At 68.3% G+C, this 19,827-nt stretch carries 5 protein-coding genes; all 5 read right to left on the bottom strand.

The features are described from left to right. Positions 1-49: 49 nt before the first annotated feature. Positions 50-1,600, bottom strand: coding sequence for a DUF1553 domain-containing protein (locus tag AC5JJ2_RS15340; protein WP_495858880.1), 1,551 nt, complete (start codon positions 1,598-1,600; stop codon positions 50-52). Beyond that, positions 1,597-4,557, bottom strand: a complete 2,961-nt coding sequence (locus AC5JJ2_RS15335) for a M56 family metallopeptidase (protein WP_495858879.1) — start codon at positions 4,555-4,557, stop codon at positions 1,597-1,599. The genes AC5JJ2_RS15340 and AC5JJ2_RS15335 overlap by 4 nt, the downstream gene beginning before the upstream one ends. 16 nt (positions 4,558-4,573) lie before the next feature. Next, positions 4,574-4,966 (bottom strand): BlaI/MecI/CopY family transcriptional regulator, encoded by a 393-nt coding sequence (locus tag AC5JJ2_RS15330; protein WP_495858878.1) that lies wholly within the window; start codon positions 4,964-4,966, stop codon positions 4,574-4,576. Between the two features lie 81 nt (positions 4,967-5,047). Beyond that, positions 5,048-7,864: a WD40 repeat domain-containing protein gene (locus AC5JJ2_RS15325; RefSeq protein WP_495858877.1), complete on the bottom strand. Its 2,817-nt coding sequence runs from the start codon at positions 7,862-7,864 to the stop codon at positions 5,048-5,050. Between the two features lie 57 nt (positions 7,865-7,921). Next, positions 7,922-19,504 carry a DUF1583 domain-containing protein gene (locus tag AC5JJ2_RS15320; protein WP_495858876.1) on the bottom strand — a complete coding sequence of 3,861 codons (11,583 nt, stop codon included), beginning with the start codon at positions 19,502-19,504 and terminating at the stop codon, positions 7,922-7,924. Between the last annotated feature and the right edge of the window lie 323 nt (positions 19,505-19,827).

Genomic DNA, 19,827 nt, shown 5'->3' with positions numbered 1-19,827 from the left:
CGCTCGCGATCGACTTCCGAAGTCGAAGCCGGACTTCGGAAGTCAGGGGTCAGTGGCTCGTGCGGAACTCGATGCCGTTCATCAGCACCCACAGCACGTCGGCGTAGCGGTCTTCCTTGCCGTCCGCGACGTACTTCTCGGCGCGGGCGAACTCCGCCTTCGTCGGCGAGCGGTTTAGCACCGTCAGGTAGATCGCCTCGACCCGGTCCGCGGTCGAGAGGCCGGGCAGTTCCAGGATCGCGGACAGCGTGCGGCCCGCCTTCGCCGTCGTCGCGTCGCCGACGAGGCCGCCGTTCATGAGCGTCAGGGCTTGCAGGATCGTCGTCTGCGTTTCCGTCGGCTTGCCCATCCGGTTGAACGTCTCCAGGAACTGCCGCTTCGGGCTGCCGTTCGCCGCGAGGTAGTTGCCTCCCGGCCCTTCCAGTGGCGTGCCGACGACGACCGACAGGCTGTCGAACAGTTGCTCCGGCGTCAGCCCCTGCACCGGGAAGCAGGCGAACAGCCGGGGGTCCTTCTGCTTTGGGTCCGTGACCGTGCTGGCCCGCTGGTACGCCTCGCTCAGGCAGATCGCCTCCAGGACGAACTTCGTGTCGAACCCGGACTCGACGAACGCGGCGGCGAGCGAGTCGAGCAGTTCCGGGTGGCTCGGCAGGTTCTTCTCGTTGAAGTCGTCCACCGGGTCCACGATGCCGACGCCGAACATGAGGCCCCACAGCCGGTTCACCGCCGCCTTCGCGAAGAACGGGTTGTCCTTCGCCACGATCCACTCGGCCAGCGTGACGCGGGGACTCTTCTTGAACTGCCACGCGGGTTCCTTGTCGTCGAGGAACGTGGCCGGGACGGTACGGTCGGTGTTCGGGATCGACATCTCGCGGCGGTTCGGCAGTTCGCGGAGGCCGCCGTCCTGCCGGGTGACGCCGCCGTAGAACGCGGCGAGGCCCCAGAACTGCTCCCGGCTCCACTTCGCGAACGGGTGGTTGTGGCACTGGGCGCACTCGAGCTGCACGCCGAGGAACAGCCGGGCGGTGGCGGCCGCGAGGTTCTCGGCCTTTCCCTCCTTCGCGTTGTAGAAGGCGATCGGCGTCGTCGTGTCGTCCTGCCCGGCCATCGTCTGCGGGCGGGCGGACGCCTGCCGGGCGTCGAGCGGGAACCCGACGAGTTCTTGCACCGTCTTGTCGAGCGGCTGGTTCGCGAGGATACGGTTTCGCAGCCACGCCTCGAAGCCGGGGACGGCGGTGGCGACTTCCGGCGTCGTCACGGCCTCCGGCAGCAGCCAGCCCCGCCAGGTCGTTGTCATGTGCGTTGCGAACGCGGCCGAGGTCATGAGCCTTTCGACGGCCTTCGCCCGCTTGTCCGCGGCCTTGTCCGCGACGAACGCCCGGACCGCGGCCGGCGTCGCGATCCGCCCGGCGAGCGCGAGGTTGATCCGGCGGAAGAACGTCGCGTCGTCCGACCGCGGCGCGGCCGGAACCTTCTCCGCGGCGAGCTTCTCGTCCACGTACCGGTCGATTAGCTTGGCGAGTGAAGGCGCGGCCTCCCGGTCCCCGGCGGCGGCGGGCAGCCCGGCCGCGAGGAGCAATACCGCGAGCAGCTTTTTCATGGCAGTTTCTCCGGCGGCCAGTCCCACAGCTTCGCGACGTGGTCCCCGGCCGAGACGAGCGCCTTGCCGTCGGCGGCCGTGACGAGGTTGACGACGGCCTCCCGGTGGCCGTGCAAGGCCTGCGTCCGGCGGCCGGTCGCGAGGTCCCATTCGTAGATTTGCCCGTCGTGCCCGGCGGTCAGCACCTTCGTCTCCGTCGGGTCGAACGCGACGGCGTGGACACGGCCGTTGTGGGCGAAGGCCGGGCCGTCGTGCATCGCCCGCGTCCACACGTCCCAGAACGTCACGTCGTTCCGCCCGGCCGACTCGCCCTCGGCGTCGCGGTTCACCACCACCGCCGCCCGCGCGCCGTCCTTCGTGAAGACGATCTGATCGACGGCCCCGCGGTCGGTCGCGGCCACCCGCTGCTCCTCCTTGCCGGTCGGCAGTTGGCAGAGGATCAGGTCGCCGGTGCTGGTGCCGAGGGCGAGCTTCTTGCCGTCCGGGGTGAACGCCACGGCCGTCAGGTTGTCCAGCCGCGGGGCGATCCGCCGGAGCAGTTGGCCGGACTCGATGTCCCAGAGCATGACGCCCGCCACTTTCGGCCCGGTCACGGCGAGGGTCTTGCTCGTCGGCGACAGCGCGATCTTCACATCGGACGCGGGCACGATCAGCGTGCGGACCTGCTGCTTCTTGGCGATGTCCCACACCCGGACCCGCTCGTCGAGGCCGACGGACAGGAGGCGGTTCTCGCTGAGGAACAATAGCGAGCTGACGCCGCCGGTGTGCCCGTCGAGCTTCGCGGCCTCGGTCGCCGTACCGACGGCCCAGACGCGGATGCTGCCGTCGGCGCTGCCGGTGGCGAGCAGTTTGCCGTCCGCCGACAGGGCGAGGGCGGTGACGGCCTGGGCGTGGCCGCGGAACGTCCGCCGCGGCGACCCCGGCAGCCCGGCCGACGGCCACACCAGCACCATGCCGTCGTGCGAAACCGTGAACAGGACGTGGCCGGTCGGCGACGGCAGGACGGCCGTGACCGCGTCCGCGTGCGTCGGCTGGCTCGGCCCGATGGGGCCGCGGAGCTTCCCGGCCTGCGGGTTGATGTTCAGCACGTGCCCGGCGAACGTTCCCGCGAACAGGACCGACCCGCCGGCCGAGAACCGCAGCGACGTGACCGGCTCGGGCGCGGCCACGGCCACCGCCGTGCCGGTCGTCGGGTTCCAGACGCGGACTGTGCGGTCCTCGCCGCCGCTGGCGACCCGCGCCCCGTCCGGGCTGAAGCAGACGGCCCGCACCGCCCCGGCGTGGCCGGAGAGCGTGCGCTCCTCGCGGCCCTGTTCGAAGTTCCACAGCTTCACCGTCTGGTCCGCGCTCGCGGAGGCGAGTCGCTTGCCGTCCGGGGAAAACGAGATTGCCCGCACCGCGGCCGTGTGGCCGTCGAGCGGCGGTAGGCCCGCGCCCGTCGCCAAGTCGAACCGATGAATCCGCTTGTCGTACCCCGCCGAGGCGACGGTCCTGCCGTCCGGCGAGAAGACGACGGCGAGCACCCAGTTCGTGTGCCCGGTCAGCGTGCGGTGCGTGCCGGCGGTCAGGTCCCACACCTTGACGGTGTGGTCGTTGCTGCCGCTCGCGACGAGTCGGCCGTCCGGCGAGAACGCGACGGCGTTCACCACGTCCGCGTGGCCGACCAGCGTGTGAACGACCCGCTTGGTTTCCAAATCCCAGACGAGGACTTGGTTGCCGGTCGCCATCGCGAGGAAGCGGCCGTTCGGCGAGAGGGCCGCGGCGTGGATCGTGTCCGTCGCGTCGGCCAGCTTCAACCGGATCGGCGTCGGCAGGTACTGCACCGGCTCCAGCGGCGTCTCGACCGCGAACGGCGTGTCGATGATCGTGGGCAATTCTTGCCCGATGGTCGGCAGGGCCATCGCCGTCAGCCGGGCGAGCCGCGGGCCAGCGGCGAGCAGCACGACGGCGAACGCGATCAGCACGAGCCGGGAACCGCGGCCGAGGCCGGAAGCCGTCGCGCCATCGAGGATGCGGGTCAGCCGGACGCGGAGCGACTTCACGTCGCCCATCGCGCTGGCGAACCGCGGCGTCGCCTTCGCCGTGGCCAGGAAGTCGATCGTGTCGAGGATCGCGGACGCATAGATCGGCCCGGCGTCCGGGTACGCGGCCACGACGACGGAATCGCAACAATCCTCTTCCAGCCGCCGCAACTCCCGCCGGGCGAACCACGCGAGCGGACACCACCAGTACAGCGCGACGGCCGTGATCTCGATCCACCGGACGAGGTGGTCCCGCCGCCAGACGTGGGCGAGTTCGTGCGCCACGACCGTCGCCCGCTGTTCCGGCGTCAGCCGGTCGAGCAGGTTCAGCGGGAAGTAGAGCGTCGTCGTGCCGACGGACCAGACGAACGGCGCGACCTCGCCGGGCAGCATCTTCACGGCGGGGACGGCGAGGCCGAGTTTCGAGGCGACGGCCGACACTTCCTTCGTGAAGTGGTCCGGGGCCGGGGTCGCGAACCGCAGGAACTTTGCGAACCGGCGGACGTGCAGCACCGTCGCGGCCAGCCACAGCAAGCCGCCCGCGGCCCACGTCGCGAGCAACGCCGACCGCCACGGGAACGGCCGGACGACCGGCGGCGGGACGGCGGCCGCGGTCTGGGTTTCCACCTTCGCCACGTAGTCCGGCTTCAGTTCTTGCGGCTGGATGATGATTTCGGGGATCGGCCCTGCCTTCGCCTCGACCTTCGGCGGTTCGGGGATCGTTTCAACGGCGACCGGCTCGACCTCTTCCGGCGGCAGGACGCGGACCGGCACGTTGAACAGCGGCGGGGTGACGAGCTTGACGAGGACGAGCAGCCACAGGACGTGGGCGAGGGACGGCCGGTTCGCCCAACGGCCGACCACGATCGCGACGACCGCCAACAGCGCGGCCACGATCAGGTTGCTGGCGACGGCATCGAACGGCACGGCGGGCATGGCGGCCTCCGGGCATTCAGTTCAGTTTCGGTCGCGGGGCGTTGAGCAGCTTACGGAGTTCCTTGCGGTCGTCTTCGCTGAGCGTCTCGGTCCGCAGCAGGTGCGTCAGCACCGGGGCGATGGCCCCGCCGCACAGCCGCTCGGCCACGGCCCGCACCTGGTCGCCGACGAACACCTCGCGGGCGACGCCGGCCGCGAACACGTGCGTCATCGACGACCGGTTGCGGGCCACGCAGCCCTTCTGCTCGAGCCGCTCCAGCAGCTTCTGCACGGTCGCGTAGTGGCTCGTGCCGCCGGCCGGATAGAGCTTGTCCGTGAGCTGGCGGATCGTGGACGGGCCGTCGTCCCACAGAACCTGCAGGACGCCCAGTTCGGCGTCCGTCACGTCGGGTTTTTCTTGGAGGGGCATGGAGACATAACCTCGGCGGGCGATTCACTGCTCCCAGGGTAAGACAATCTGTCTGAACTTGCAAGGGGAATCTTTTCAAAATTATTTCGGCCCGGCGTCCGGCTGCCAGCGGACGATGTATGTGTCCGCCCCGCCGGTGAAAATCGTCTTCCCGTCTAGAGAGACGGCGACCGAGACGACCGCTTTCGTGTGCGCCTCGTAGGCCGTGATGACCTGCCCCGTCTCGGCGTTCCACAGCCGGTTGACGTGGTCGAGGCCGACGGACACGATCGTCCTCCCGTCGCGGGTGAAGCACGCGGCCTTCACGCCGCCGTTGTGGGCGTCGATCTTCTTCAGCTCCGCCCCGGTCTTCGGATCCCACAGCCGCATCGTCCGCTCGGCGGCCCCGGTCAGCAACCTCGTGCCGTCCGGCGAGTAGAGGATCACGCCGACGAGGGCGGTGTGGCCCTTCAGCCGCATCGTCTCCTTCTTGGTGTCGAGGTCGTACTGCACGACGGCGTTCTCCTGCCCGGCCGCGACCCACGCCCGCTTCCCGTCCGGCGTCAGGGCGAGCGCCGTCACCGGGTCCTTCAGCGCCAACTTCTTGACCTCCTTGCCGGACGAAATGTCGTACACGCGGACCGAGCCGTCGTTCAATCCCGCGACGACGAACTTGTCGTCCGGCGTGAGCGCGACGGCGGTGATGTCGTCCTCCTCATCGAACTCCTCGATCTTGAGCAGTTGCTCCTGCGTGTCCACGGCCCAGACTACGAGTTCGCCGTTCCCGCCGCCGGTGACGACCTTCTTGCCGTCCCGCGTCATCGCCATGCACAGGACCTTGCCCATCAGGTCCTCCATCGCGTCCGGCTCCTTGCCCTTCGCCGGGTCCCACACCCGCACGAGGCCGTCCCACCCGGCGGACACGAGCTTCTTGCCGTCCGGCGTGACCATCAGGCAGGACACCCAGCTCTCGTGGCCGGTGAACCGCGTGCCGACGTTCGCCGACCGCGTCAGGTTGAACGTGCGGACCGTCGCGTCGGCGGTGACGGTGTACACGACCTTGTCCGCGACCTTCGGCGTGAAGATGCCGGTGATGGCCGTCGTGTGGCCGACGAACCGGGCCTGCTCGCTCCACCCGGCCGTGTCGAGCGCGATGAGCGACTTGCCGACCGTGCCGAGGAGCAGCTCCGCGCCGTCGAGGGTGAACGCGATCGAGGCGACGGTCGCCTGCGTGCGGTGGAAGTGGACCGGCTTCTTCGCGGCGATGTCCCACACCCGCACGCCGGGGTCGGCCCCGGCGGACGCGAACAGCGGCCGCGTCGGGTGGAACGCGATGGCCGTCACCTCGGCCGTGTGATCGGCCCAGCCGCCGAGTTCCGCGCCGGCCGCCAGGTCCCAGAGCTTCAGTTCCGCCGGGGCGTTCTTCTTCGGGACGTCCGTGCCGCTGGCGAGGTACTTGCCGTCCGGCGAAAAGGCGAGCGTGAGGACGGTCGCGGCGTGGCCGACGAGCGCGGCGCGTTCGCGGAAGTCCTTGAAGTCGGCCCCCGGCGGCGGGTTGTCGTACACGAGGATGCGCTTGTCCGTGCCGCCGGTGACGAACGACTTGCCGTCCGGGGCGAACGCCGCCGCCCGGACCGCCCCGCGGTGGCCGTCGAGCGGGGCGAGTTGCTTGCCGGTGGTCGCGTCCCAGAGGAACCCGAGCCGGTCGCGGGCCACGCTGATGAGCCGGGAGCCGTCCGGCGAGAACGCGAGTTGCAGGATCGTCCCGCGGTGGCCCTTCAGGGTGCAGACGTGGTCGCCCGTCTTCGCGTCGGTGACGTGGATCGTAAACTTTTCGCCGACCATCGCCAGCCGCCGGCCGTCCGGCGAGAGGGCGGTGATGCCGGTCCCGCCGGTCTTGCTCGGGACCTGGCTGACCGGGAAAACCCGCGGTAGGGCGGCGGTCCACGTCCCGAGGGTGCGGTCGCCGCTGGCCGTCGCGATCATGCGGCCGCTCGGGGCGAACGCGACGCCGTAGATCGCCTCACCGTGGCCCTCCTCCATCGCCGTCAGTTGCCCGCCGGTCTTCGTCTCCCAGAGCCGCAGCGACTTGTCCGCGCTGACGCTCGCGACGACCTGCCCGCGGGGGGAGAACGCGATGCCCGTGACGATGTCCGCGTGGCCGGAGAGCGTGTGAACGACTTCCTTCTTCGCCACGTCCCAGATTCTCGCGGTGTTGTCCTCGGACCCAGAGGCGAGGAGCTTGCCGTCCGGCGAGAATGCGACCGCCCGGACGAACCCGGTGTGCCCGCGGAGCGAGCCGATCACCTCGAACTTCAGGTTCCACAGGTTGACCCTGCGGTCGGAGCTGCCGGTCGCGAACGTCTGGCCGTCCGGCGATACGGCGATGGACCAGACGGCCCCCTTGTGCTCCTCGTAGTTGCTCGCCTCCATGCCGGTGGTCAGGTTCCAGACCCGGAGCGTCTTGTCGGCGCTGCCTGACAGGACGGTCACGCCGTCGTGCAGGAACGCGACGGACAGCACGGCGTTGTCGTGCCCGCGGAAGATGTTCGTCCGCTTCTTCGTGCCCACGTCCCAGACGCGGACCGACTTGTCGTAGGACGCGGAGGCGAGCTTCGTGCCGTCGCGGTTGAACGCGAGGGCGCTCACGGCGTCGTCGTGCTCGGCGAGGGTGGCGAGTTTCTTCCCGGTGGCGGCCTCGTACAGCGCGATCGTCTTGTTCGCGCAGGCCGTGGCGATGAGCGAGCCGTCCGGCGAGAACCGCACGGCGAGGACTTCCTCCTCGTGCGTGAGCGTCGCCGGCTTCTCCTCGTACTGCGACGACTCGGGGAAGGCGTCCGCCTTCGGCGGCGACGCCGGGTCCGCGCCCGGCAGGGCGACGACGAGGGCGAATAACAGGAGAACGGAAACGCGGGACATGCGGAGGCTCCCGAACGGCGAAAGCCCCGGCACGGCCGTGCCGGGGCTTTCGGGGACTTACTTCTTCAGTTCAAAGAGTTGGTCGTTGGTGGGCAGCTTCTTCGCCCACTCCCCGGTCAGGTACACGTTCCGCACGCGGGCCTCGGTCCGGTCCGCGTAGTGGAAAAACCCGAACGTCCGCTGGTTCGTCGGCTCGATGTCCCGCTCGAACACCGGCGTCCCGTTCACCTCTAGCTTCACCCTGTCGCCGACGACCGACAGCTTGCCCTTGTTCCACTGCTTGTCCTTCAGCGGGACCTTCGCCCCACCGGTCGGCGTCAGGTTGTCGAACTTCACGCCGCTCTTGTCGTGCCAACTGTCGGTCAGCCAGTGCAGCTTCGCCCCGTCGGGTTCGAGCATCACGACCAGCCGGTCGAGCATCGGGTAAACCATCGCCTTGCCGGGGTCGTGGTAGAACTCGTACTCGACGCTGCCGTCCTCCACGAGCGGCCGCTGGTAGTAGATGGCGTTCTCCGGGAACGTCCGCACCTCCGGCTTGCCGTCCGGCCGCGGGTCCGGCTGTTGGCCGACGTGGAACACTTCCTCGCCCCGCTTGCCCCAGATTTGACCGAGGTACGGCCGCCACAGCGGCAACCCCTCGCCGGCCATGAGGTCGATCTTCTCCGGCACCGTCGGGCTGCCGGTGATCTTCAGGTTCATCACGTCGCCGGTGACCTGGTGGAAGCCGTGGAGCACGAGCCACGGGTCGGTGTTCGCCCCGATCCGCTCCTCGTGCAGCTTCCGGTCGCCGACGAAGCACGTCATCACGCCGTCCTTCACGACCATCTTGAACGCATAGACGTTCTTCTCCGCCGGCTTCATCGGCGGGAGGATCGTCGTCGGCTGGCCGTCGTGCCGGATGGCGGTGTGCATCCGGTACGACTTGTAGTCGTGGTTCAGGTCGAACTGGTAGCCGCCGTACCGGACGTGGGCCTCCGTCCACCCCTGGTTCCGCAGCTCGCACGTCACCTCGAAGTTCCCGGCGAGCGGCGTCTTCAGGAACAGGTAGTCCTCCCCGTGGCCGGGGTGGTGGAGGATCGACTTGTCCTTGATCGTCCAGTGCGCCGCCCCGAACCCCTGGCTGCGGCTCCACGAGTCGAAGTTCGACACGGCCGCCCAGTGCGCCAGGTGCTCGTCCGACCCGAACCGGCGGCTGCCGTCCGGGGCCATCGCGACGGCGGCGATCGCCCGGACCTGCCGGTAGTACCGCATCCACACGTCCCGCGGCTCGAACGGCTTGTTCTCCAGGATCGACTTCTGGATGTTCTTGTTCATCGCGTCGGCCAGCTCGAACGCGGCCTTCGCCAGCCCCGGCGTCTCCGCCGCCGCGAACGCGACGATCAAGTCCGCCCACCGGTTCTCGACCTTCTCGTCCGGCTTCATTTTGAGCGCGTCGGCCGTCGCCTCCTTGACGTGCCGCTCGGCGTCGGCCCCCTTCGCGATGGCGATCAGCCGGAGCATCGCCGTCTGGTTCAACTTGAACGTCTCGTCCACGTAGGGCGACGTGGCGGTCGTCACGAGCTTCTCCAGTTCGTCGAGCTTGTCGAGTTCCTTCGCCGTGGCGACGAGCAGCAGGCTCGGGGCCTCGAACCGGTTGCCGAGCATGACGCGGCGGCCGGCCGGCTGGTCCTTCTGGTCCACGACGCCGAGCACGTCCCGCGGGACGGAGACGCCGTTGACCTGGAACCGCGGCTGGTTGGCCGTCGGGATCACCCACGCGGCGAGCAGCTTGAACCGCTCCTCCGGCGGGAGCGCCTTCGCCCGCTTCAGCACCTCGGCCGGGTCGCCGGCGAAGTACCGCTCGCCGACCTCGTGCCGCCGGGTCTTCGCGACCTCGACGGACGGCGGCTTCGTGTCGAACGTCACGTCGTCCAGCGACGCCAGCTTCTTCGGCCAGTCGCCGGTGAGGACGACGTTGCGCACCCGCGCGGCCGTCCGGTCCCGGTAGTGGAAGAACCCGAAGGTCGGCTTCCCGGCCGCGGCCGTCGGCCCGGAATAAACCTGCTCGCCGTTCAGGGTGATGGTGACGGTGTCGGCCGTGGTCGCGACCGTGACGGCGTTCCAATCCTTCTCCTTGAGCGCGAGCTTCTTGTCCCCAGCCGGGATCGCGTTGTCCGGCGGGAGCGTCGTCCAGTCCTCGGTGCTCTCGGTCAGCCAGTGCAGCTTCACGCCGTCCGCGTCCAGCAGGAACGCGAACCGGCCGAGGCTCGGGTGGACGTGCGACTTGCCGCCCTCGTGGTAGAACTCGTACCGGATCGAGTCGCCGGGCCGCATCGGGCGGAAGTACCCGAGTTTCGACTGCCGCGCCTTCGCCGCCGGCTCGTCGAGCTTGCGGCCGAGCAGCTCGCCGTCCTTCGCCCGCCAGTCGTAGTTCGGCTCCTGCTGCGGCGGCGCAACCTCCTGCTCGCGGCCGTACTGGTCGAGTTGCTTCCCGCCCCGCTCCTGCTCCCGCTTCACGAGCGTCTGCGGTAGCCGCTCCCCGGCGTAGTGCGGGAACCAGCCGCGGAGGTCGTCGCCACTCGTCAGCTTCACCTCGCCCAGCACCTCCGGCGTGCCGGTGAGCGTCGGGTTGCGGAACAGCGGCTTGCGGCCGTTCGACCCGTACAGCATGAGCCACGGGCTGATCGCCTCCGGGTCGGCGTCCTCGTAGAAGACCTCGCCGTTCCAGAGGACGGTAACCAACTTCGGCGTCACGCGGATGGTCATCCGGTTGAACGCCTCGGTCTTCATCCCCTTCATCTTCTGCTTGTAGACGCGGTCGTCGGCCCGCATGACGGGGAACAGTTGCGTCGTAACGTTGTCCCCGCACGGCTCGTACACGACGCCGGCGTACCCGCCGTGGCTCTCCTTCCACCCGCCGAGGTACACGTCCGCGCCGAACTCGAACGTGCCGGCCAGCGGCGTGTCGAACGTCAGGTAGGCGTTCTCGTCGGTCCAGGCGTTCGTGACGGCCCCGTTCTGCGCGAACCACGTGTTCCCCGGCGAGAGGCTGACCCACCGGGCCGGCATCGGGTCGTCGAGCGCCGTCGGCGTGTTGTGGACCTTCAGCGAGAACTTCGCCCACGCCTCGCGGACGCGGCCCATCGCGTCCTGGTTGTTCGTGCCGTAGGCCCGGTCGTGCATCGGCTTGTACAGGTCGCCGGCGACGGACGTGAAGGCCGGGTCGGTCAGGCAGAGCTGCGCGAACAGGAATTCGCTGGCGTGGAACGGCACGGCCTGCCGGTCGTCGTAGTCGTACCGCGACCGCAGCGGGTCGGCCTCCCGCTTGTCGTTCATCCGCTTAATGGCGGCGTCTTTGTAGCCCTTCACGTCCGCCTCGATCTGCTTCCCCTTGCCGACGCGAAGGTACGCCAGCACGCGGAACAGGTCGGCGTTCTCGACCTTGTCCTTCGCCAGCTTGTCGGCCTCCGCGAGCAACTCGTCGATCTTACCGCACTCCTTCGCGGCGTCCGCGAACAGCAACATCGTGCTGACGAGTTCGTTCGCCTGGACGCCCGGCAGCTTCAGGAACGCGGCGGGCGGGAGTTGCTTCGGCATCGCGCCGACGTAGTACCGGATCGCCTTCCGCCCGGCCGCGGGGTACGTCCAGGTCTTGAGGGCCGCGTACCGCTTGTCCGCGGGCATCTCCAACAGGAGTTTCACCAGCGTGATGAAGTTCCCGAGCGTCGGCTCCTGCCGCCGCGCCCGGCGGCCGGGGTCGGCCCCGGCGCTCGACATCATGTCCGCGTGCTGGGCGAAATTCTTCAACGCCTCCTCGACGGCGTCCGACCGCAGGTACCAGTTCGCCACCCGCTCGTGGTAGCTGGCGTCCGGCGTCACGAACGTCTTCGCCATTGTCTCCATCGTCTTGAGCAGCGCGACGGCCTGCTTCTTGTTCCCGGCCCGGACGTGGTAGCCGATGATCTTCTCGCCGATGTCCGCGGCGGCGGACGTGTTCTTCGCCAGCGCGTAGTTCATCGCGACCTTTTGCAGGATCGGCTCGGCTGTGGCCGCGAGCGACGGCCGCTCCAGCGCCATCTGGCCGAGCTTCGAAACCGTGTCGAGCGTCAGTTGCGACGTGTCCTTCGTCGCCCGCTCGCCGAGCTTCTTCAATATCTCCGTCGCCGCCGGGTCGTCGTTCGCCTTGATCGCGAGGGTGAACAGCATGACGGTCGCGGCCATCTCGCCGAGCGGCTGCTTGGCCCGCGATTCGAGCTTCTTCTTCAGGTCGTCGAGCCTCCCGGCGTCGATGGCCAGCTGCGCCAGCGTCCCGGCCAGGCCGCGGTCCGACGTGCCGCCGTAGACTTCCGGCGGCGGGTTCGTGATCGGCGTCCACGAGTTACCGTTGAGCGTGTAGACCTGCCCGCCGCGGCGCACGTCCGCCGTGAGGAACATTTCGGCCGGGCGGCTGTCCGGGAACACGGCGGTCGCCAGCACGTCGTACATCTCGGCCGCCGGCACGCCGAGCTTCTTCCACTTCGCGACCATGTTGATGAGCGCGGTGTCTACGGAAATGGGGCCTTGCACGCCCCGCTCGACGAGGTACGAGACCCCGCCGACGGAGATTTGCTGGTAACTGCCGCCGCCGCGGCGGTTCTGCTCGTCCTTCCCCTCGACCGGCGGGCCGCCCTTCACGGCGTCACGCATCGCCCGTAGCGAGAGGGCCGTCAGCTTCTTGTCCGCGGCCAACGCCGCCACGTCGTAGGCTTGCTGGAACTGATCGGTCGTGAGGACTGGGACGCCGTTCTTCGGCGTCAGCGGCGTCGTGGACTTACTCGCCGGGGCGGCGGGCCGGGACAGCACGACCTGGGCGAAGTACGTCGGCCGGCCGTCGTCGAAGCGGGCCTGCGGCTCCTTCATCGGCGGCGGGGCACGCGTCGCCGGGACGGCAGCGGGAGCGGGGGCCGGAGTCGCGCCCGGCGCGGGGGCTTGCGCGGCCTTCGCCGGGGCAGGTTTCGGCAGCACGAGGTCGAGCATCTCGCCCCACTTCGCCTCGGCCTTCGCCGCGTCCTTGCGATCGAGTTCGATCTGGCCCCACTCGCGCAACATGGCGACGGCGTGCTTCGCGTCCGCTTGCCGGGTGGCCGCGGCGACGGCGCGGGCGGCGATCTTCTCGCCCGCCGCGCGGAGGGCGTCGCGCTTCAGGCACTCGCGGGCGGCGAGCCAAAGAGGGACTTGGAGCATCGCCTCGGCCCGCTGCCGGCTGTTCGCCTTCGCCCCCTTCGGCAGCGGTTCCAGCGGAAGCTCATCGACGAGCTTCGCCAGCCGCTCGACGGCCGCCTTCGCCGTGTCAGGGTTGTCGTCCGTGAACGCGACGACCGCCGCCGCCACCGCGACGGAGAAGTCCTTCGGGTGCTTCTGCCCCGCCTCGGCCGCCTTCGCCAAGGCCGCCTTGCGGGCGGCCGGGTCCTTCGCCAGCGACTGCGCCGCCGTTACGAACACGCTCGTGAGCGTCGTCTTGTCCAGGCTGCGGGCGTCGATGGCGAGCATCAGGTCGATCGCGGCCTTGTTCGTCTCGGGCGTGCCGGTCGGCGTGAGCAGCGTGCTCACCACCACCGGCAGCACGTCCGGCTTGAGCTTCTTCAGCGTCTCCTTCAGCCCAGCCTCGATCTGTTGCGTGAACTGGTCGCCGCCGCCGTAGTAGCTGTTGGCGATCACGAGCCGGTCCTTGTCCGACATGAGCAACTGGTAATGGCGGACGGCCTCGACGGTCGCGCCGATCCGGGCGTAGTCCTGGGCGAGCGCCAGCCCGTCCTGGATTTGCCGGTACTCCCAGTACCCGCCGCCGTAGTAGCCGGGATTCGGCTTGTCGGCCTTCGCGGCCTTGTCGAGCAGCTTCTTCGCGTCGTCCGTCCGGCCGACCTGCTCGTACCACCACATCAGCCGCCGGGCCGGCGAGTAGCTGTACTCGGTGTTCTGCTCCTTGATCATCTCCTCGTACCCGCCCTCCAGGCTCTTCACCACGTCGGCCTCGATGCCGGCGTAGTACTCGAGTTCCTGGGCGAGGGTGAACCGGGCGGTCGGCGGGATGTCGAGCTTCGGGTCGTTGAACAGGGCGTTCCACGCGGCGATGCCCTTCGCCTTGTTCCCGGACTGGATGTCGATGACCGCGAGCAACGCCTTGCCCGCGTTCCAGTCCGGCTTCTTCTTCAGCGCGGCCTCGATCTCCTTCCGCAGTTCCGGCATCCGCCCCTGCTTGCGGGCGACGGACAGCAGCCGGCTCACGACGGTCGTGACCTGCCCGTTCTGGCCGTAGCTCGAAATCTGCGAGATGGCGCTCCACTCGTCCATCACGCTGTCTTCCTTCGGGATGACGGCCTGCTTGACGAATCCGTACAGCTCCGGCATCTTCCAAATGGCGTCGTCGTACAAGTTGCCGAGGATGTACGCCCGCTCCTGCGGGAACGCCTCCCAGGTCTTCTTGAACAGCCTCAGCCCCAATTCCTTCGTCTTGTCCTGCTGGAGCAGTGGGGAGACCATCTCGATAACCGTCCAGTAGTTGCTGAACTTCTTCAGGTCGATCTCGTCGAAGAGGGTGACGAGCTCCTCGAACTTGTCGTTTTGGCTGAACAGTTGCTGAATCTCCCAGTACCGGTTCTGGAAGAGGGTCGGGTCCTTCTTGATCGCCTCCTTGTAGAACTTCATCGCCGTTTCCTTGTCGCCCTGTTGCTGCATCTGCTGGGCGACCTGCATCTTCAGCGGCGCGTCGTCCGGCTTCAGCTCGACGAGCTTCAACAGCGTGGCCTTCTGCTTGTCCTTGTCCCCGGACGCCTGGTAGTAGCCGAGCAGCGTCTGGTGAATCTGGATCGACTTCGGCGACGACTTGAGCTGCGCCTCGGCCCGCTCGACGAGTTCCTTCAGCTGGCCGGACCGGGCGAGGATGCCGATGGCCTGGTTCCGCGTGCCGTCGTTCTCGTCGGACCCGCGGTAGCGGCTCGGGGCGGCGGCCGGGGCCTTCCGCAAAATTTGCTTCGCGATCTGCACGGCCTGGTCGGTCTGGCCCTGCGTCTGGTACTGGTTCATCAGCCGGAGGAGCGTCGCCGTCTTGTTCCCGGCCTGCCGCTGGGCGCGGGCGAGGACCGTCTCGGCGAGTTCGTGCATCCCCAGCCGGTGCATCTTCCCAGCGAGTTCGAGTTGCTTGTCGGCGTCGAGCCGCAGGCCGAACAGCCGCTCCGCGGCCTGCCGGGCGCGCTCGATGTTCCCGGTCCGCTCCGCGAGCCGGAGGGCCGTTTCCTCCCGCCGCTGCATGACCTGGTGGTCGGTCGGGTTGACGCTGTCCACGAGCGCGAGGGCTTCCGCGATCTCGTTGTTCTGCTCGCGGAGGCCGGCGATCTCCATCGTCAGGTTGTGGTCGTTCGGCCCGACCTGCGTGGCGTCGGAGAGTTGTGCCAGGGCCTCGTCCTTCTCCTCGTTCCACCAGTGCAGGTAGCCGAGGGCGAGGTGGACGTACAGCCGCTCCGTTCCTTCCGTGGCGGCGATTTGCTTCTTGAAGTGGGCGAACAGGTCGGACGTGAGGTCGGCCTTTTTGTACAGCTCGAAGGCGTTGTACAGGACCTCGATCATCCCTTGGTCGTAGTACTCGTTCGGCGACGGGAACGTGAGCTGCCGGTTCTGGCCGCCGTAGACGCCGCCGGAGTAGATGTTGATGCCGTACGCGCCGGCGGACGACCGCCGCCGGGACGACGCGGACGCCTTCGGGGCGGCGATGTTCTGCTTGCGGGCCATCCCGAGGTAGTAGTCGAGGACGGCCAGCCCGTCGGCGTACTTCTTCGCCTCCGTCCGCTTGCCCATCAGCCCGATGAGCGAGTAATAATTCTGTCGCGTGGGTAGGGACGCGAGCATGTTCGACGACTTGATCGGCCCCTGGAGCGTTTCGAGCTTCTTGTAAAGCATGAGGGCCGTTTCGAGGTCGTCGCGTTGGACGGCCGTGCCGAGGGCGGCGACGACACGGTCGATCGTCTTCGCGCCGTCGATCAGCTCCTGGTAGAGCGCCTTCTCCTCGTCCGTCTTCTTCGCCCGCTTCAGTTCTAGGACGACCGCGCCGGTCACGTCGGACGTGACCCATTCCGGCTTGATCTGCTTCAGCTTCTTGTAGGTCTCCATCAGGTACTTCAGCTGGTCGTCCGGCAGCGGCGGCGTCTTGTCCTCGGCCGGCTGCCCGCCGCGGTTGTACCGGCGGTACGGCTGGCCCTCGACCCGCATCCCGACGGACGTGAGGAAGACGAACCGCGCGGCGGGGTCGTCGGACGCCTTCGCCAACTTCGTGGCGCGGTCGAACGTGTCCTTGTTGTCGTACCGGACGGACTGCAAGTAGTGCCAGTCCCACAGGTCGCGGGCGGCGGCGTTCGGCTTGTCCTTCGCCTTCTTCATCGCGGAAACGAACTTGTCCTGCCCGTCCGCCTGGTCGCGGGATAGCTCGTACAGCCACCCGAGGGCGGCCATGCGGGCCTCGCCGAAGTCTTTCGGGGCGTAGAACTGCGGCTGCTGTTGGCCGCCGTAGTACTCCCGGTTGTCGATCCCGCAGGCGGTGCGGATCGTCCAGACGTTCTCCATCCGCCGCTGGAGCGGCGGCCGGGTCACGTCGAGCGCCCGGTTCGGGCGGCCCGGCATGCTGACGGTCAGCGGGCCGGTCGGCTTCGTCCCCTTCTTGTCGTCCTTCTTCTTCCCGGCCAGCTTCACCTCGTTGAGCAGCACCTCGCCGAGTTCGTCGTCCGGGAGCTTGAGCGCGAGGATGGCCTTGAACCGGGCCGCCGCGTCGTCCTTCTTGCCGCGGCCGGCGAGGATCGCGGCCTCGCGGTAGAGCAATTCCCAGTTCCCCGGCTTCTGGGCGAGCATCCGGCTGAGGATAGCGAGGGCGGTGTCTTCTTTCTTGGACGTGACGAGCGTGTCGATGGCCTGGAGGTTGCGGTGCGGCTCGTTCATCTCCGCGACCGACTTCACCCACACGTCCGCCGCCTCGTCGCCTTCCCCGGCCTTGAGCAGAAGTTGGGCGAGCCGGACCTGGGCGTCGAAGTTCTGTGGCGCGGCGGCGGCGAACTGCCGCTGGTACTTGAGCGCGGCCTGCGCGTCGCCTTCTTGCTCGCTGAGTTGCGAGAGCTGGCCGAGGAGGTTCGTGTCGCGGGTGTTCTCCGTGAGCAGCCGTTCGAGTTGGACGCGGGCCGCGCCGAGGTCGCCCGCCGTCTGGTACGCCTGGGCGATGCACATCGTCAGCTCGCGGTTCTTCTCCTGCTCCCGCCGCTCCCGTTCGAGCCGTTCCATCAGCTTGTCGAACTGGTTCTGTTCGAGGTACAGGTTCGCCAGCCGGTCCACGATGCCTAGCTTGCCTTCCAGGTCATTCGTTTTCTCGAACGCCCGCCACAGCAGTTCAATCGCCTCGCCGGGGCGAACCCGCTCGACGAGCGCGATGGCGAGCGTGACCAGCCCCTGCGGGTCGGCCGGGTTCGCGCGGACCGAGCGGCGGAGCGCCTCCAACCCCTCGTCGGCGTCGCCGAGTTGGAAGCACATCTCGGAATACCACTTGTACACCTCCGGGTTGCCCGGCGACGACGCGAGCACGTCCTTCGCGGCCTGCATCGCCTCGGCCCGGCGGCCGAGCCGCTGTTCGAGCGCGGCGACCTGTTGCAGGTACTCGGTGCGGTAGCGGCGGTCGAGGTTGGCGAGCTTGCGGTTCGCGTCCGCGGCGGCGAGCATGTTCCCGCCGGCCTCGTGGATGCGGGCCGCGGCCACCAGCACGGCCAACGACTTCGCGTCCTTCTCGGCGGCCTTCGTAATCGTCTCGACCGCCTTGTCGAGCTGCCGGTTCGCCTCAAAGTACCGGGCGAGGACGAGCCACTGGTAGCCGGTCGCCGCCGGGTTCGCGGCCAGTTCCTTGCTCAGCGCGTCGATCTGCTCCGGCAGCTTCTCGGTCGCCTGGTAGACCTTGATCCGCGCGGCGAGGACTTGTTCGACTTCCTCCGCGTTGCTCGTGAACTTGGCCGCGAGGTCGAGTTGCTTGACCGCCTCGTCGTGTTCGCCTTCCTGGGCCAGCACGTCGGCGAACTGCATGATGAGGTTGTAATCGTCCTTCTCGAGCTGCGTCGCCTCGGCGAAGACCTTGATCGCCTCCTTGCGGTAGCCGAACCCGGCGAACACCTCGCCGAGCCGGGCGAGGTTCTTCGCGTTGCGGTTCGGCCCCTCGGCGATCGGCCGCCACGTCGCCAGCGCGTCCTCGGACCGCTTCAGGCTGTGGTAGTACTCGCCGAGGTACTCGCGGTACTGGGCCGCGTTCGGGGCGAGTTCGATGGCCTTCTTGTAAAGCGCGATCGCCTCGTCCGTGATCCCCGCCGTCCGGAGCAGGTCCGCGACCTGCGACACGACGACCGGGTCGTTCTGCTTCTTCTCACCAATCCGCTTCCAGATCGCCGCGGCCGCGGCCTTTCGCTCGGCCTCCGGCTTGGACGTGTCCCGCATCAGGAGCTTGCCCCAGTCCCGGAGGATGTCGGGGTTGCCGGGGTCGGCCTTCTCCATCGCTTCGTACTGCTTCGCGGCGTCGGCGAAGTTCGACTCGAACGCGAGCAGCTCGATGAGCGACTGCCGGAGGCTGCGGTTCGACGGCGCGACCTCGATCCCCTTCTCCAGCCACTTGCGGGCCTCCGGCCCCTTGCCCTGGGCGGACAGGTTCTTCGCGAGCCGGGCGATGGCCTCCACGTCGGTCGTGTTCTTTTCCAGCCACTTCTCGTAGTACTTCGCCAGCCCCGCGAGGTCGTCGTTGCGGAGGAACACGTCCTCGATCCGCCGCCGCACGTCGCGGTAGAGCCAGCTCTCCGGGTTCAGCTCATTCAGCAGTTTCTCGAAGTCCAGAAGGGCGTCCGTCGATTTCTTCAACTTCACCTTGAGGTCCGCGACCTCCATCCGCAGCGTCGCCTGACGGTACTTGTCGTCGGTCCCCTTCACGAGCTTTTCGAGCCGCGGCAACGCCTGCTCGTACTGCCCTTCCTCGACGAGCGTGGTCGCGATCTGTTCTTGAACGCGGATGTCGTCCGGGAATTGCTTTTCCAGCCGATTCCACACCTCGAGCGCCTTCTCCGTCTTCTGCGCCCGCTGGAAGACGCGGCCGAGCGCCTGGTAGGCGTCGAGCATGTCGTTGCGGTTCGGCTTCCGCGAAATGGCGCGCTCGAACGCATCCGACGCAGCGTCCGGTCGGCCGATCAGCACGAGGCACTGGCCGAGGTAGTACGACGCCATCGGGTTGTCCGGCAGCGTGTCCTCGGCCTTCTGGAACGCGACGACGGCCGCCCCGTCCCGGCTCCGCTGCGACTCGACGAGGCCGACGATCATCCACGCCACGCCGTCCTTCGGGTCCTTCTTCGCGCGCTCGGCGTACTCCTCGACGAACTTGTCGAGCGACCCGCGCTCGACGTGGTAGCCGTACAACCGGTCGAGGGCCGTGCCGCGGCGGGGGTTGTTCTCCACCGCCTTCTTGAACGCGGCCGCGACGTTCCGGGCCTTGATGTCTTCTTCCGATTCCTCGTCCGGCTCCACGGCCGGGGCGGGTTTGTTCGTCGGGGGTTGCGCCACGGACCAGACGGTCCAACCGGCGAGGATCACGAGTGACGCCACGAGCCAGGATCGTCCGTGCCGCATGAGATGACACTCCCGAAGCAGGAAGGGAGGCCGGTCGGCCCCGCGTTCTCAAGGATCAACGATATGGCCACCCGGTTCGACGACGAACCGGGCCAGTTCAAACCCGCAACGACGACGTTCGGCGGCGGTCGTCGCGCACCGCCCCAAGTATTAGTGCCCGCACCCCGGCGCGTCGGGGAAAAATTCGCGGAAAAAAATTCGCCCCGCGTTCGCCGCGTTCCTCGGAGAAACTCGGCGTGCCGCGAAACGTTGGCGAATTCGCGGCGTCTTCCTGTTAACGTCCTGGGGTTTCATTCGTTTCAATCTCGAAAGATTTTCCGAAG

Source organism: Limnoglobus sp., assembly GCF_059499385.1.
The sequence above is the reverse complement of the archived record's forward strand: the minus strand, read 5'-3'. Positions and strand labels throughout refer to the sequence as shown.